This window comes from Cellulomonas sp. KH9 (genome assembly GCF_900114185.1).
GTDB lineage: Bacteria > Actinomycetota > Actinomycetes > Actinomycetales > Cellulomonadaceae > Cellulomonas.
Window position 1 is genome coordinate 209,734 of record NZ_FOSE01000003.1, and the last position, 13,710, is coordinate 223,443.

A 13,710-nucleotide genomic window follows, 5' to 3' on the forward strand; every position below is an offset into this window, starting at 1 on the left:
CCCGGCAGGCTCCGGCCCGGCTGTCGGTGCCCGGCACCGGCGCGGCGTGCAGGGACGGCCTGCCGGGCGTGCCCGGCTGGCACTAGGTTGGGCGCCATGGCACGCACCGAGGACCCCCGCACCGCCCCGCCGATCCGCTGGGGCATCATCGGCGCCGGCGGCATCGCCAGCCAGTTCGCCCACTCCGTGCGCGAGTTCACGCGCGCGCAGCTCGTGGCGGTCGGCTCGCGGCACCGTGACCGCGCCGAGCGGTTCGCCACCGCGCACGGCATCCCCACGACGCACGTCGGCTACCGGGACCTCGTCGAGGACCCGCAGGTCGACGCGGTGTACGTGGCGACCCCGCACTCCGAGCACCGCGAGCACGCGCTGCTGGCGATCCGGGCCGGCAAGCACGTGCTGGTCGAGAAGTCGTTCACCCGCAACGTCGCCGAGGCGCAGGAGGTCTTCGACGCCGCCCGCGCCGCCGGGGTCTTCGTCATGGAGGCGATGTGGACGCGGTTCCTGCCGCACGTCGCCGCGCTGCGCCAGGTGATCGAGGCCGGTGAGATCGGCGACATCGTCAACATCCGCGCCGACCACGGGCAGTACTTCGCGTTCGACCCGGCCAGCCGCCTGTACGACCCGGCGCTCGCCGGCGGGGCCCTGCTGGACCTCGGCGTGTACCCCGTGTCGTGGGCGCACGACTTCCTCGGGGTGCCCACGGCGGTGCACGCGTTCGGGCAGCTCACGGAGACGGGCGTCGACGGCCAGGTCTCGATGGTCCTCGACTACGGCCAGGGCCGGCAGGCGACGCTGAACACGACGCTGTGGTCCAAGACCCCGACGACGTCCTCGATCTCCGGCACCGAGGGCTACATCCGCGTGGCGGGACCGTTCTACGCGCCGACGACCTTCCGCCTGGCGCGCCGCGACGGCCGGGAGTGGACGTTCGACCAGCCCGCAGCCCGCGGCCTGCAGTACGAGGCGGCCGAGGTGGCCCGCCGGGTCGCCGCCGGGGACACCGAGAGCCCGCTGATGACCTGGCAGGGCACGCTGGACGTGCTGACGACGATGGACGAGGTGCGTCGGCAGATCGGCGTGACGTACCCGGGGGAGCAGCTCGGCTGACCCCCGGCGCAGCCGCAGCGCTCCCGGTACGGCGCAGCGCTCCCGCGTGCCCGGGAGGACCGGGGGCGGTGCGGTGCTGTGGGTACCGGCGACTAGCCTGACGGCGTGAGCACCGACCGCACCCCCCGCCCCGACCCGGCACCCGGGGACGCGGTGCCGCCCGGGGTGCTCGTGTCCTTCGAGGGCGGCGACGGGGTCGGCAAGTCCACGCAGGTCGCCCTGCTGGGGCACCACCTGACGGCGCTCGGGCGCGAGGTCGTCGTGACCCGGGAGCCCGGCGGCACGCCGCTGGGCCTGGAGCTGCGTCGCGCGGTGCTGCACGGCGAGGACCTGGACCCGCGCACGGAGGCGCTGCTGTACGCCGCCGACCGCGCGCACCACGTGGCCTCGCTGGTGCGACCCGCCCTCGCACGCGGTGCCGTGGTGCTCACCGACCGCTACCTGGACTCGTCCGTGGCCTACCAGGGGACGGGCCGCGGGCTCGGCGCGGACGACGTCGAGCAGCTCTCGCTGTGGGCCGTGCAGGGGCTGCTCCCGCACGTCACCGTGCTGCTCGACCTGGACCCGGCGGTCGGGCTGGCGCGCCTCACCGGCGACCCGGACCGGCTCGAGGCGGCCGGCGACGAGTTCCACCGGCGCACCCGTGAGGCGTTCCTCGCCCGCGCCGCGGCGGACCCCGGGCGCTGGCTGGTCCTCGACGCCTCCCAGCCGGCCGAGGTCGTCGCCGCGCAGGTGCGTGCCCGGGTCGCGCCGCTGCTCGGTGCCTCGCCCGTCGGCGCGGGACCCGTCGGTGCGTCGACCGGGGGTGCGGCGTGAGCGTCTGGGACGACCTGGTCGGCCAGGAGCCGGCCGTCGCGGTGCTGCGCCGTGCGGTGACCGACCCGTCCGCGATGACGCACGCGTGGCTGCTCACCGGCCCCCCGGGGTCCGGTCGCTCCAACGCCGCGCGCGCCTTCGCCGCCGCGCTCCAGTGCCCGGCGGGTGGGTGCGGCACCTGTCACGCCTGCACCACCGTGCTGGCGGGTGCGCACCCGGACGTCACGTTCGTCGCGACCGAGGGCGTGTTCATCCGCGTGGACACGACGCGCCCGCTCGTCGAGCTCGCGCAGCGGTCACCGTCGCAGGGCCGGTGGCGCGTGATCGTCGTGGAGGACGCCGACCGCTTCAACGACCAGAGCGCGAACGTGCTGCTCAAGGCGATCGAGGAGCCCCCGGCGCGGACCGTGTGGCTGCTGTGCGCCCCGAGCCCGGAGGACGTGCTCGTGACGATCCGCTCCCGCAGCCGCTCCGTCGCGCTGCGGGTGCCGCCGGTCGACGCGGTCGCCGACCTGCTGGTGCGGCGCGACGGCGCCGACCCCCGGGTGGCGCAGGTCGCGGCCCGCGCCGCCCAGAGCCACATCGGCATCGCACGCCGGCTCGCGCGGGACCCGCAGGCGCGGGAGCGGCGTGCGGCCGTGCTGTCCCTCGCGTCGCGCGTGCGCGGGGTGGGTGACGCGGTGCTCGCGGCGGGGGAGCTCGTCGAGACCGCGCAGGCCGACGCGAAGGCCGCCACCGAGGAGCGGGACGCCGCCGAGCGGAACGAGCTGCTGCGTGGCATGGGCGCGGACGGTGCGCAGCAGCTGCCGCCGTCGCTGCGCGCGCAGGTGCGTCAGCTCGAGGAGGAGCAGAAGCGCCGGGCGACGCGGGCGCAGCGCGATGTCCTCGACCGGGCGATGGTGGACCTGCTCTCGCTGTACCGCGACGTGCTCGTGGTGCAGCTCGGCGCCGGCGTGGACCTGGTGAACGTGGAGCAGGAGGCGGAGGTCCGTGCGCTGGCGGCCGGGAGCACGCCGGAGCAGACGCTGCGGCGCATGGACGCGGTCGGGCAGGCCCGCACGCGCCTGGCGGGAAACGTCGCCCCGCTGCTCGCCGTGGAGGCCATGGCGATCGCCCTGCGACCGCAGGGCTGACGCGCGCCGTCCGGCGACGACAGGCCCCGCGGACGGTGCCTGACGCGCCGGTCCGGCGGCTACCGTAGGGGCATGCCGACGCGACCCACCCTGCGCCGGTGCGCCCTCGTCGCCCTCCTCGCCCTCGGCCTCGCCGGTTGCGTCGCGCCGAAGCACCAGGCCTCCGCCCCCACCTCGGCCGCGTCCGCGACCTCCGGGACGTCCGACCCGGCGCTCGCGCGCTTCTACGACCAGGTGCTGGAGTGGACGACCTGCGGCAGCGAGCAGTGCGCCGACGCCACGGTGCCGCTCGACTGGACGGAGCCCGACGGGGACACCATCACGGTCGCGCTGCGCCGGGTGCCCGCGTCGTCGGGCGAGCCCGTCGGGTCGCTGCTCGTGAACCCCGGGGGGCCGGGGCGCTCGGCCATCGACACCCTCGGCTTCTTCCGGCAGGTCGTCTCGCGCGAGGTGCTCGCGGCGTACGACCTGGTCGCGTTCGACCCGCGGGGCGTGCAGCACTCGTCGCCCGTGACGTGCGTGGAGCCCGCCGAGCTCGACGCCCTGACGTCGTGGGTGCCGGACCTCTCGACGGACGAGGGGATCGCGGAGGCCGTCGAGCGCAACGGGGAGTTCGGGCAGGCGTGCCTGGAGCGCACCGGTCCGCTGCTCGGGCACGTCGACACCGTCAGCGCGGCGCGGGACATGGACGTGCTGCGTGCCGCCCTGGGCGACGAGGCCCTGACGTACCTGGGGTTCTCCTACGGCACCGAGCTGGGCGCGACCTACGCGGCGCTGTTCCCCGAGCGCGTCGGGCGCATGGTGCTGGACGGTGCGATGGACCCGACGCTCGACTCCGGTGAGGTGGCCGCCGGGCAGGCCGCCGGCTTCGAGGGTGCGCTGCGCGCGTACGTGGCCGACTGCCAGGCCGGTGCCGCGTGCCCCCTGGACGGCGACGTCGACGCCGGGCTGACGCAGATCACCCGCATGTTCGACCGGATCGCCGCGAACCCGCTGCCCACCGGCACGGACCGCGAGCTGACCCTGGCGCTCGCGTTCAGCGGCGTCGCCGCGCCGCTGTACGCGCAGGCGAGCTGGCCGCTGCTCACGCAGGCGCTGACCGCGGCGATCGAGGAGGGCGACGGGTCGGTGCTGCTGCAGCTCGCCGACAGCTACTACGGGCGCGCCCCCGACGGCACGTACTCCTCGAACCAGAACGAGGCGTTCTCCGCGATCCTGTGCCTGGACGACCGCCCGTCGGCCGACCCGGACGACATGCGCGCGGACGCGGCGGAGGTCGCGGCGGTCGCCCCCACGGTCGGGCGGTTCTTCTCCTACGGCGGCGTGGCGTGCGAGGCGTGGCCGGTGCCCGCCGTCGGCGCGCTGGAGTCGTACGCCGCGGACGGTGCCGCACCCGTCCTGGTGATCGGCACGACGAACGACCCGGCGACGCCGTACGCGTGGGCGGAGCAGCTCGCGGAGATCATGTCCTCCGGCGTGCTGCTCACCTACGAGGGCGAGGGGCACACCGCGTACGGCCGCTCGAACCAGTGCGTCAAGGGCGCCGTGGACACCTACCTGCTCACCGGTGAGGCGCCGGCCGACGGGACCCGCTGCTGACTTTGGTGTCCGGGCGTGCGCCGGGTACAGTGGGCGCGCTCGCCGATCGGTCGCGCACGTGCGCGGTCGGACGACGATGCCGCCTTAGCTCAGTCGGCAGAGCGTCTCACTCGTAATGAGAAGGTCAAGGGTTCGATTCCCTTAGGCGGCTCCGGGACGAAGGCCCCGCACGGTGCGTGCGGGGCCTTCGTCGTCCCCGGCGGGGGACGGCCCGGGTCGCACCACGGACGGAGGTCCCGGGTCCGGGGTCGCGCGTCCTTCTAGCCTGCGGGAACGGCCCGAGAGGGCAGGGCGCATCGGCAAGGAGGCCGACATGCACGTCCGTCCGTACCACTCCGCTCGCAGCAACGCCCCGCACGTCTTCCACGAGGACGACGACTGCCCCGCCGGTCGGACCCTCGCGTGGTTCGACAAGGTCGAGGGCACCGAGGGCTGCGAGCCGTGCCCGCAGTGCGTCCGCACCGCGGCGACGTGCCCGGAGCATCCGGTGGGTGCAACGCACTGACCTGCGACTTCGGTCCGTGACGGTGGGGCCGGCAGCCGATAGCGTGGGGGTCGTGGACGGTCGTCGCTCGCTCGGTCAGGTGCTCCTCGGTGTGCTCGTCGTGCTCGCGGGGGTGGTGCTGCTGCTGGAGCGGACCGGCGTCGTCGAGATCGACCTGGGCATGGTCGCCTCGACGCTGTGGCCGCTGCTGGTGGTGCTGGCCGGTCTGACGTCGCTGCTGCTCGTGCCGCGGGCGTGGTTCGGCCCGGTCGTCATCACGGCCGCCGGTGTGGTGCTGCTGCTGGACCGGCTCGACGTGCTCGACGTCGACGTGTGGGACTACCTGTGGCCGGTCGCGGTGATCCTCATCGGCCTGGGCATCACGTTCGGCGCCGCGTCGCGCGAGCAGCAGGACGACCGCATCACGGCGCTCGCCTTCTGGTGGGGCACGGAGCGGCGCAGCCGGTCCCCGCACTTCCGGTCCGCGAGCCTGACGGCGATCATGGGCGGCGTCGAGCTGGACCTGCGCGAGGCCGACATCCAGGGCACCGCACGCATCGACGTGTTCACGTTCTGGGGCGGGGTGGACATCAAGGTGCCCCGCACCTGGGACGTCCGCACGTCGGGGCTGCCGCTGCTCGGTGGCTGGGAGAACAAGACCCAGCCGCCCGTCGGCGGCGGGCCCGTGCTCGACGTCCGCATCGTGGCGATCATGGGGGGCGCCGAGGTGCGGCACGGCAAGAAGCAGGCCGAGCCGGTGGTCACCGACGCGCCCGTCGTCTGACGCCTGCGGTCAGCCGCCGACGAACGTCAGGGACTCCCCGAGCAGCACCCGCCAGACGTCGGGGTCGTCCGACGCGACCGCCACCCACTCGCGCATCGGCGGCCGGCCCGTCGGGAAGGGCAGCCGTCGCCGGACGCGACCAGTGCGGCCACCCTGTCGGCGGGGAGCTTGACCACCAGCCGGTCCTCGGGCGTGAAGGCGGCGATGCGGCCCTCGACGCGCAGCATCGCGGTGCCGACGTGCCGCCGGCCGTCCGCGGGCAGCACCACGCCGGGCACGTCGGCGAGCTCCTGCGCCACCCGGTGCAGGCGCTCCTCCGCCGCCGCGTGGGCGGGCGTGTCACGGTCGGCCACGGGCCGATCGTCGGACGGGACCCCGTGGGCCGCGCGGCGGTCGCGCGGCCGCTCCGGGGTGCCGCCGGACGGTCAGAGGACCGGTGCCGACTGCCCGACGACGAGCGGTCCGCCGACCTCGTGGCCGCCGCGCTCGTCGTGCGTGTACGAGTGCGCGACCCGGATGCCGGGGCGGCCCGCCGCGGACGCGTCGACGACGACCCGGGGGTGGGGGCGCGTCGCGTCGGCCGGGCTGGTCCACGCGACCGCGGCCGCCGTGTACCCGCCGGACCGGGCCGCGTCGCGCGCCTGCGCCAGGCCGGCGTCGGAGTGCGGGAAGTCCAGCACCTCGACGTCGTACCCCTCGCGCACCAGCACGAACGGGGCGGACCCCGCGGCGTCCGCGACGGCCCGGTCCAGCGCGAGCTCGAGGGCCCGCAGCGCCAGGTCCTGCACCCGCTCCGAGGGGCGGTGCGGCAGGTCCTCCGGCGTGAGGTGCTGGTGCGCCGTGACCGGCAGGCCGCGACCGGGCGTGACGGTCGACTGCGGCGCGACGGCGGGCTCCTCGACGAGCGAGGGCTCCTCGACGAGCGCGGGGTCCTCGACGAGCGAGGGCGCCGCGGCCACGTCGGCCGCGAACGGCTCGGACGCGTCCTCGACGAACGTCGGGGTCCAGGCGGGCGGCTCGTCGGCGGCGTCGTCGGGTCCGGTGTCCTCGACGAACGTGGGGGTCCAGGCGGCGGGCTCCGGGGAGGTGACCGGGAGGTCGGCGTCGTCGGGCCCGGTGTCCTCGACGAACGTGGGCGTCCAGGCGGCGGGCTCCGGGGAGGTGACCGGGAGGTCGGCGTCGTCGGTCCCGGTGCCCTCGACGAACGTCGGGGTCCACGCGGCAGGCTCCCGGGCGGGGTCGTCGAGCCCGGCGTCGCGCGCGGCCAGGTCGCTGCCGGTGTCCTCGACGAACGTCGGGCTCCAGGCGGCGGGCTGCGGGGCGGGCTCGTCGGGCGCGGTGTCCTCGACGAACGTGGGGGTCCACGCGGCGGGCTGCGGGGCGGGCTCGTCGGCGGGGGAGTCCGGGGCCACGGCCGGCGCCCGGGCCGGCTCGGGCGCGGTCGCGGCGGGTGCCTGCTCGGAGGCGGGCGCAGGGTGCTGCGTGGGGACCTGCTGCCGGCCGGACACCAGGTGCGCGGCCGCCCGCTGGACGTAGTCGACCGTCCACGAGGCCGACCGCACACGCCAGCGCTGGTGGGCGTCGAGCACGGGCAGGACGGGCATGTGGGGCCGGTCCGGCACCAGCACGCCGGGGGTCGCACCGTCGGGGCCGGGGCACATCATCCACACCGCGTCGGTGACCGACGCGAGCAGGAGGTCGCCGACCGCGATCCCGAGCGCGGCGGACACGCCGGCGGGTGCGGGTGCGTCCGCCGGGTGCGTCTGCAGCAGGCGCGCCCAGCGTGCGTCGAGCGCCGCGGCGTCGCGCGCGTCGGTGCCGTCCTCCTGCAGCCAGGCGCGCAGGCGGTCGAGGTGGGCGGACTCCCCGGGAGTCAGCGGGCGTGCGAGCAAGGGTGCCGTGGGGGCGGCGGACCTCGCCGCGGGCGCGGGCGAGACGGTGTCCATGCCCGCTCATCGGCGTCGCCGGCGCGCGCCTTGAGGACCCGGACGTGTGAGTCGTGGTGACCGCGCCGTCCCGACGCGCCCGGCCCTGCCCCCGCCCACCCGGCGTCCCGGGTGCGCCCCTCGCCACCGGCGTCCCGCCCGGTGGCGCTCCGCGCGGGCTCGGCTACCGTGACGACGGTCCCCGGGGAGGTCCTCATCCGTCGCGTCGCCGTCGCCGCCGTCACCGCGGCCTCCCTCGCCCTCGGGGTGGGCGTGGGCGTGCAGACCTGGACCGCGGCCGAGCGACGCGAGGCGCAGGCCGCGCGGGAGGCGGCGCTCGGGCGCGTCGACGACGCGCTCGCGGTGGTGCACGCGGACGTGGCCGCCCGGGCCGTCGAGGGGGCGACGTCCGACGCGGCGGGGTCGTCCGCCCTGCTGACCGGCGCCCGCTCCGCGCTCGCGGCGGCGCTCGCGCACGGGCAGCAGACGCTGGAGGCGTCCGCGGACCGCGTCGGTGACGACGAGGCGCCACGCACCGCGCTGGCCGCGCACCTCGCGGCGGGCCGCGCGGCGGCACCCACCGCGTCGCCGCTGGTCGCGCGACGACTGACGGCCGAGCTGACTGCCGCCGAGCAGGCCGTGCACGCGGCGGTCGCGGCGGAGCAGGCCCGCGTGGCCGAGCAGGAGGCGGCCCGGGCCGCGGCCGAGGCCGCGCGGGCGGCGCGGGCGACCACCCGGCCCGGGACCCCCGCGCCCGCGGCGGGCGGGGGTGCCGACCGCTGCGCGACGACCTACGGCGGCCCCGCGTTCTACACGTCGGTGCCCACGGAAGGGGGTGACGGGTCGAACGGCCGGCTGCCGCCCTCCGCGCTCACCGCCGTGTCCTGGACGCGCGACTCCCGCGGCACCCCCTTCTACCTGCGCGCCGACGCGGCGGCCGCGCTCGAGCGGCTCAACCGGGCGTTCCGTGCCGCGCTCGGGCACGACCTCGCGCTGGACCTCACGTACCGCGACCTCGACACCCAGGTGGCGATGCGCGAGGCGCTCGGGTCGGTCGCGGCCGTGCCCGGCACGTCCTCGCACGGCACCGGCCTGGCCCTGGACGTGCCGGAGCTGCCCTGCGAGTACGGCTGGGACTCCCCGGCGCGCGCCTGGCTGGTGGCCCACGGCCCCGCGTACGGCTGGGTCTCGCCCACGTGGGCCCGGCAGGGCGGCTCGAACCCCGAGTACTGGCACTACGAGTACCGGGGGTGACGGCGTCCCGGCCGGCCGGGACGCGTCGGACGCCCGGCCCGGCGCGTCAGCGGGGGCGGTCGCGGTCCTTGCTGGGCTGCACGCGCTTGGGCTCGCCCGGCATCTTCGGGTACTCCGGCGGGTAGGGCAGGTCGCCGTGCCCCTCGTCGCTCTCCTGACGGTCCGCGAGCTCCAGCAGGGAGTCCAGGCGGTACCGGGGCGTGCCCCCGGCCACGAGCGGGGCGAACAGGTCACCGACGGCCGCGAACCGGGCGGGCATGGTCGACACGTCGAAGTCGTCCGGGTGCGCGTCGCCGACCTCGTCCCACGTCAGCGGCGCCGACACCGTCGCGCGCGGGTTGGAGCGGATCGAGTACGCGGACGCGATCGTGCGGTCCCGGGCCATCTGGTTGTAGTCGACGAAGATCTTGCGGCCGCGCTCCTCCTTCCACCACCGCATCGTCACCTGGTCGGGCAGGCGGCGCTCCAGCTCGCGGCCGAACGCGATGGTGGCGCGGCGGGCGTCGGTGAACGTCCACTCCGGCTCGATCGGCACGAAGACGTGCAGCCCTCGCCCGCCCGACGTCTTGGGGGTCCCCTCCATCCCGTGCTCCGCGAGCAGCTCGCGCACGTGCGGGGCGACGCGCGCGGCGTCGGCGAAGTCGGTGCCCGGCTGCGGGTCGAGGTCGATGCGCACCTGGTCGGGCCGGTCGACGTCGTCGCGCACCACCGGCCACGGGTGGAAGGTCAGGGTCCCCAGGTTCGCGGCCCACGCCACGACCGCCAGCTCGGTGGGCGCCACCTCGTCGGCGGTGCGCCCCGAGGGGAAGGCGATGCGGGACGTCTCGACGTACCCCGGTGCGCCCTGCGGGACCCGCTTCTGGTAGAACGCGTCACCCGAGGAGTCCTGCCGGGTCGCCATGCGGGCGCCCTCGAAGACGCCCTTCGGCCAGCGCTCCAGGGTGGTGGGGCGGTCACGCAGCGCGCCGAGGATCCCGTCGCCCACGGCCAGGAAGTACTGCACCACGTCCAGCTTGGTCAGGCCGCGCTCCGGGAACACGACGCGGTCCGGGCTGCTGACCCGCACCGTGCGCCCCCGGACGTCCAGCTCCACCGCCGAGGTCTGTGCCATGGGTCACACCGTAGAGGTCGGCGCCCACGCGCGCCCTCCGCGGGCGTCCGGGCGGCTGCCCCCCGGGGGCGGGCCGGGGTCGTCTCAGGGTCGGGTCCGGGGCCGCCCCGGAGGCGTCCACGCGGACGGCCGTCCAGACTCGTCGTACCGACGACGAGGAGGACCGATGGACGGCATACGTGGGGCGTTCGCCCGGGCAGGGCTGGTGCGACCGCAGAACGGACGGTGGCTGGCGGGGGTGTGCGCGGGTGTCGCGGCACGCACCGGGATCGACGCGTGGATGGTGCGCCTCGCGCTGCTGCTCCTGACGATCCTGCCCGGCAGCGCGGTCGTCGTGTACGCGGTGCTGTGGTTCTGCATGCCCCCGCAGGGGTGGGTGCCGCCGACCCGGACGGCCTGACCGCATCGTGCTGGTCACCCGTCCGGGTCGTGGTCCCAGGCGGCAGGACGGCGTCTCGTCGGGCACGCTGGTGCCTGTGGGAGAAGTCCGTGACCTTCGCAGCCGCCGCGGCACCCCCCCGCCCGTGCTCGACGACGAGGTGGTCCTGACCGCCGAGCGCAGCGCCCCTCGGCACGCACGTCACTGGGTCATGCGGGCCATCGCCGGAGCGGGTGTCGGAGGTGCGTCCAACCAGGTCATCGAGCTGCTCGCGGGTGAGCTCGTGTCCAACGCGGTGATCCACGGGCCGGCCGGCGAGCCGGTCCGCGTGGCCGTGCGCGTCGACGGTGGCGTCGTGCGCGTCGCCGTCACCGACCGCGGGGGCGGCGTGCCGCGGGTCCGGCACCCCGAGCCCACCGAGCCCAACGGGCGGGGCATGGCCCTGGTCGACGCGCTGTCCACCGCGTGGGGCTCGGCCCGGCTGCCCGACGGCGGCACGACCGTGTGGTTCGAGGTCGAGACCGACGACTGACGCCCGCCGCCGGCGACGGGCGGCGGGGTGTGCGCTGGGCCACGGGTGCACGGTGCGCTGCGGGCGACGTCCGTTGTGCGCGTCTGCTGGTCTGACGATACGTTCGTCCAGGATGTGGCGTGCTCGCGCCTGCGGGGTGCCGGTGACGGTGGGTCGCGTGCCGGGCAGGACGTAGGGAGCAGACATGACGGGCAAGAACGGCAACGTGGCCACGGAGCCGGGAGCCACGACGGGCGCGGTCCCGACGGCGACCGGTTCGGTCACGGCGGTGGACGGCGACGACGCGCTCCTGCGTCTGCCGCAGATCACGGCCGAGGTCCGCGAGGACGGTACGGGCGAGATCTCCGTCGACGGCGTCCGGGAGACCATCGCGATGGCCGACCTCGCGCAGGCGGGTGCCGCCGTGACCGGGCGCATCGCGGCGCTCGCGGCCGACGCGGGCCGTGCGCTGCCCGTCGAGGTCCGCGACCCCGACGGGCTGTGGGCCCTGCTGATCCACCCCGACGGTCGCGTCGACGAGGCGGACGAGCGGGACCTCGCGCTCAGCGCGCCGGTGCCCGTCGTCGAGCCGGCCGCGTGGTCCACGCCCGACCCGGTGTCGACGCCGACGCCGCTCGTGCCCAGCGGGGCGACCCCCGTGGTCGGGGACGACGCGGCACCGGGCGCGCCCGCCACGACGTCCGGGCCCGTGCCCGCGGTGGCCGCCGGCGCGGCGACGTCGGGGACCCGCGCCGAGCGGCGCGCGTCGGACCCGGCGACCCTGCCCACGCTCGACGACCTGCTCGCCGCCCGGCACCCCGGCCACGAGGGCCCGGCCGAGCAGGGCTGGCAGCGCACGGTCCGCCGCCTCACCTTCGGTGCGGTCAAGCCGCGCCCCGGCGCCGCCGAGCGCACGCGCCGGTCCCAGGTCGAGGCGATCCGCCGCACCTTCGACGGCCCGCGCACGGTCGTCGTCGTCAACCCCAAGGGCGGCGCGCACAAGACCACCGCCACGATGCTGCTGGCCTCGACGTTCGGGCTCGCCCGCGGCGGGTACACCCTGGCCTGGGACAACAACGAGACCCGCGGCACGCTGGGCTGGCGCTCCTCGCACGGGGACCACACGCGCACCGCGGTGGACCTGCTGCACTCCCTGCCGGACCTCACGCAGCGCGGCACCCTGCGCATCGGCGACCTCGACCAGTTCGTGCGCACGCAGCAGGACGAGCAGTTCGACGTCCTGGCCTCGGACGAGAACGCGGCGTCGATCGAGAGCGTCGATGCGGCGTCGTACCGGGCGCTGCACGACGTGCTGACGCAGTTCTACCGGGTGCTGGTCGTGGACACGGGCAACAACATGCGCGCCTCGAACTGGCAGGCGGCGGTGCGCTCGGCCGATCAGCTGGTCGTGGTGTCGACGCTGCGCGAGGACACCGCGCAGTCCGCCGCGTGGGCGCTCGACGCGCTGCGGGCGACGGGCCAGGAGGAGCTCGTGCGGCAGGCCGTGACGATCCTGTCGTTCCCCGAGCCCAAGGTCGACAAGGACCTGCGGCAGCGGCTGCGCTCGCACTTCGGTGCACTGACGCGGGCTGTGGTCGAGGTCCCGCACGACAAGGCGCTGGTGTCCGGCGGACCGATCGACCACGCCTCGCTGCGCCCCGCGACGCGCGACGCGTGGCTCCGTGCGACCGCCGTGGTGGCCGACGGCCTGTGACGGGACGGGTCGCCGGCGCGCAGCGTCGGCGACCCTGCCGGCCGGTGCGGCGCGCACGACGGGCCGTCCCCGCGACGACGTCCCGACCGGGCCGTGCAAGATCGGGACACGTCGCGACACCGGGAGGGTGAGGGTGGTGCCCGCACCGTCCCGACCGACGTCCGACGCACGCCCGACCCGGGAGCCGCAGTGCCCGCGCACCCTGAGCACGACACCGACCCCCGCACCGACCCGACCGCGGTCGGCACCGCGCACGGCGACGCCGTGCCCACCGGTGCGCCGGACCCCGACACCGTCGCCGCGGACGGTGGGCGCGGTGCGGCGTGGTTCGAGGACCTGGTGCGCGCGCACGCCACCGCCGTGCACCGGTACGTCCTGCGGCGGGTCGCCCCGTCGGACGTCGAGGACCTGACGGCCGACGTCCTGACGGTCGCCTGGCGGCGCCGCGACGACGTGCCGGAGGGCGCCGAGCTGCCGTGGCTCTACCGCACCGCGGGCTACGTCGTGGCCAACCACCGGCGCAAGAGCCGGCCCGTGCCCGTCGCGGACGTCCCCGAGGAGACGGACGCCGACGACCCCGCGCTGCGGGCCGTGCGTGACGACACCGTGCGGACCGTGCTCGCGGGCCTGTCGGCGCGCGACCGCGAGGTGCTGCTGCTGCACGCCTGGGAGGGCCTGACGGGGGACGCGCTGGCCGCCGCGCTCGGCACCGGCCGGGGCGGGGCCGACGCGGCGCTGTCCCGCGCCCGTGCGCGCCTGCGGACCGCGTTCGCCGCGGCGGGCGTCGACGGCTGACCGCCGCCCCGACCCCGGCCGACATCACCGGCCCCGACGTCCCACCGCTGCAAGACCCGCCGCCCCCGGCACACAGACAGGGCAGGAACGGACAC

Annotated in this window: 14 protein-coding genes and 1 tRNA gene; 12 read left to right on the forward strand and 3 right to left on the reverse strand. The window is 76.4% G+C overall.

The features are described 5' to 3' along the window. Positions 1-96: 96 nt before the first annotated feature. The 7 genes from BMZ16_RS10925 (at position 97) to BMZ16_RS10955 (ending at position 5,926) form a co-directional block, all read left to right on the forward strand. On the forward strand, positions 97-1,110 hold the full coding sequence (locus BMZ16_RS10925; protein ID WP_089800393.1) for a Gfo/Idh/MocA family protein: 1,014 nt from the start codon (positions 97-99) through the stop codon (positions 1,108-1,110). Positions 1,111-1,215: 105 nt separating this feature from the next. Continuing rightward, positions 1,216-1,926 (forward strand): dTMP kinase, encoded by a 711-nt coding sequence (tmk, locus tag BMZ16_RS10930; protein WP_255366569.1) that lies wholly within the window; start codon positions 1,216-1,218, stop codon positions 1,924-1,926. Next, positions 1,923-3,059: a DNA polymerase III subunit delta' gene (locus BMZ16_RS10935; protein WP_089800394.1), complete on the forward strand. Its 1,137-nt coding sequence runs from the start codon at positions 1,923-1,925 to the stop codon at positions 3,057-3,059. Before tmk ends, BMZ16_RS10935 begins: the two co-directional genes overlap by 4 nt. A 72-nt stretch (positions 3,060-3,131) precedes the next feature. Next, positions 3,132-4,658, forward strand: coding sequence for an alpha/beta hydrolase (locus tag BMZ16_RS10940; RefSeq protein WP_089800396.1), 1,527 nt, complete (start codon positions 3,132-3,134; stop codon positions 4,656-4,658). 78 nt (positions 4,659-4,736) lie between these two features. Beyond that, positions 4,737-4,809: transfer RNA gene (locus BMZ16_RS10945), tRNA-Thr, on the forward strand. 162 nt (positions 4,810-4,971) lie between these two features. Then, positions 4,972-5,163, forward strand: a complete 192-nt coding sequence (locus tag BMZ16_RS10950; RefSeq protein WP_089800398.1) for a hypothetical protein — start codon at positions 4,972-4,974, stop codon at positions 5,161-5,163. Positions 5,164-5,215: 52 nt separating this feature from the next. Further along, positions 5,216-5,926, forward strand: coding sequence for a LiaF transmembrane domain-containing protein (locus tag BMZ16_RS10955; protein ID WP_089801035.1), 711 nt, complete (start codon positions 5,216-5,218; stop codon positions 5,924-5,926). Between the two features lie 26 nt (positions 5,927-5,952). Here the strand turns inward: BMZ16_RS10955 and BMZ16_RS10960 are convergent, their stop codons facing one another. Next, positions 5,953-6,279 carry a hypothetical protein gene (locus BMZ16_RS10960; protein WP_089800400.1) on the reverse strand — a complete coding sequence of 109 codons (327 nt, stop codon included), beginning with the start codon at positions 6,277-6,279 and terminating at the stop codon, positions 5,953-5,955. Between the two features lie 72 nt (positions 6,280-6,351). Next, positions 6,352-7,872 carry a hypothetical protein gene (locus BMZ16_RS10965; RefSeq protein WP_089800402.1) on the reverse strand — a complete coding sequence of 507 codons (1,521 nt, stop codon included), beginning with the start codon at positions 7,870-7,872 and terminating at the stop codon, positions 6,352-6,354. Between the two features lie 168 nt (positions 7,873-8,040). Between BMZ16_RS10965 and BMZ16_RS10970 the strand changes: the two genes are divergently transcribed. Continuing rightward, positions 8,041-9,105, forward strand: a complete 1,065-nt coding sequence (locus tag BMZ16_RS10970; RefSeq protein WP_255366570.1) for a M15 family metallopeptidase — start codon at positions 8,041-8,043, stop codon at positions 9,103-9,105. A gap of 46 nt (positions 9,106-9,151) precedes the next feature. On the opposite strand, the gene ligD is transcribed toward BMZ16_RS10970, so the two are convergent. Next, a complete protein-coding gene (gene ligD / locus BMZ16_RS10975) occupies positions 9,152-10,216 on the reverse strand; it encodes a non-homologous end-joining DNA ligase (protein ID WP_089800405.1) in 1,065 nt (354 codons plus the stop codon). Positions 10,217-10,382: 166 nt separating this feature from the next. Between ligD and BMZ16_RS10980 the strand changes: the two genes are divergently transcribed. From BMZ16_RS10980 to BMZ16_RS10995, 4 genes are all read left to right on the forward strand, one after another. Continuing rightward, entirely contained in the window at positions 10,383-10,616 is a 234-nt protein-coding gene (locus BMZ16_RS10980; protein WP_089800407.1) for a PspC domain-containing protein, read from the forward strand. A gap of 124 nt (positions 10,617-10,740) precedes the next feature. Beyond that, positions 10,741-11,127, forward strand: coding sequence for an ATP-binding protein (locus tag BMZ16_RS10985; protein WP_255366571.1), 387 nt, complete (start codon positions 10,741-10,743; stop codon positions 11,125-11,127). Between the two features lie 184 nt (positions 11,128-11,311). Next, a complete protein-coding gene (locus BMZ16_RS10990) occupies positions 11,312-12,820 on the forward strand; it encodes a MinD/ParA family ATP-binding protein (protein WP_089800410.1) in 1,509 nt (502 codons plus the stop codon). A gap of 189 nt (positions 12,821-13,009) precedes the next feature. Beyond that, positions 13,010-13,615 carry an RNA polymerase sigma factor gene (locus BMZ16_RS10995; RefSeq protein ID WP_369822541.1) on the forward strand — a complete coding sequence of 202 codons (606 nt, stop codon included), beginning with the start codon at positions 13,010-13,012 and terminating at the stop codon, positions 13,613-13,615. Positions 13,616-13,710 lie beyond the last annotated feature (95 nt).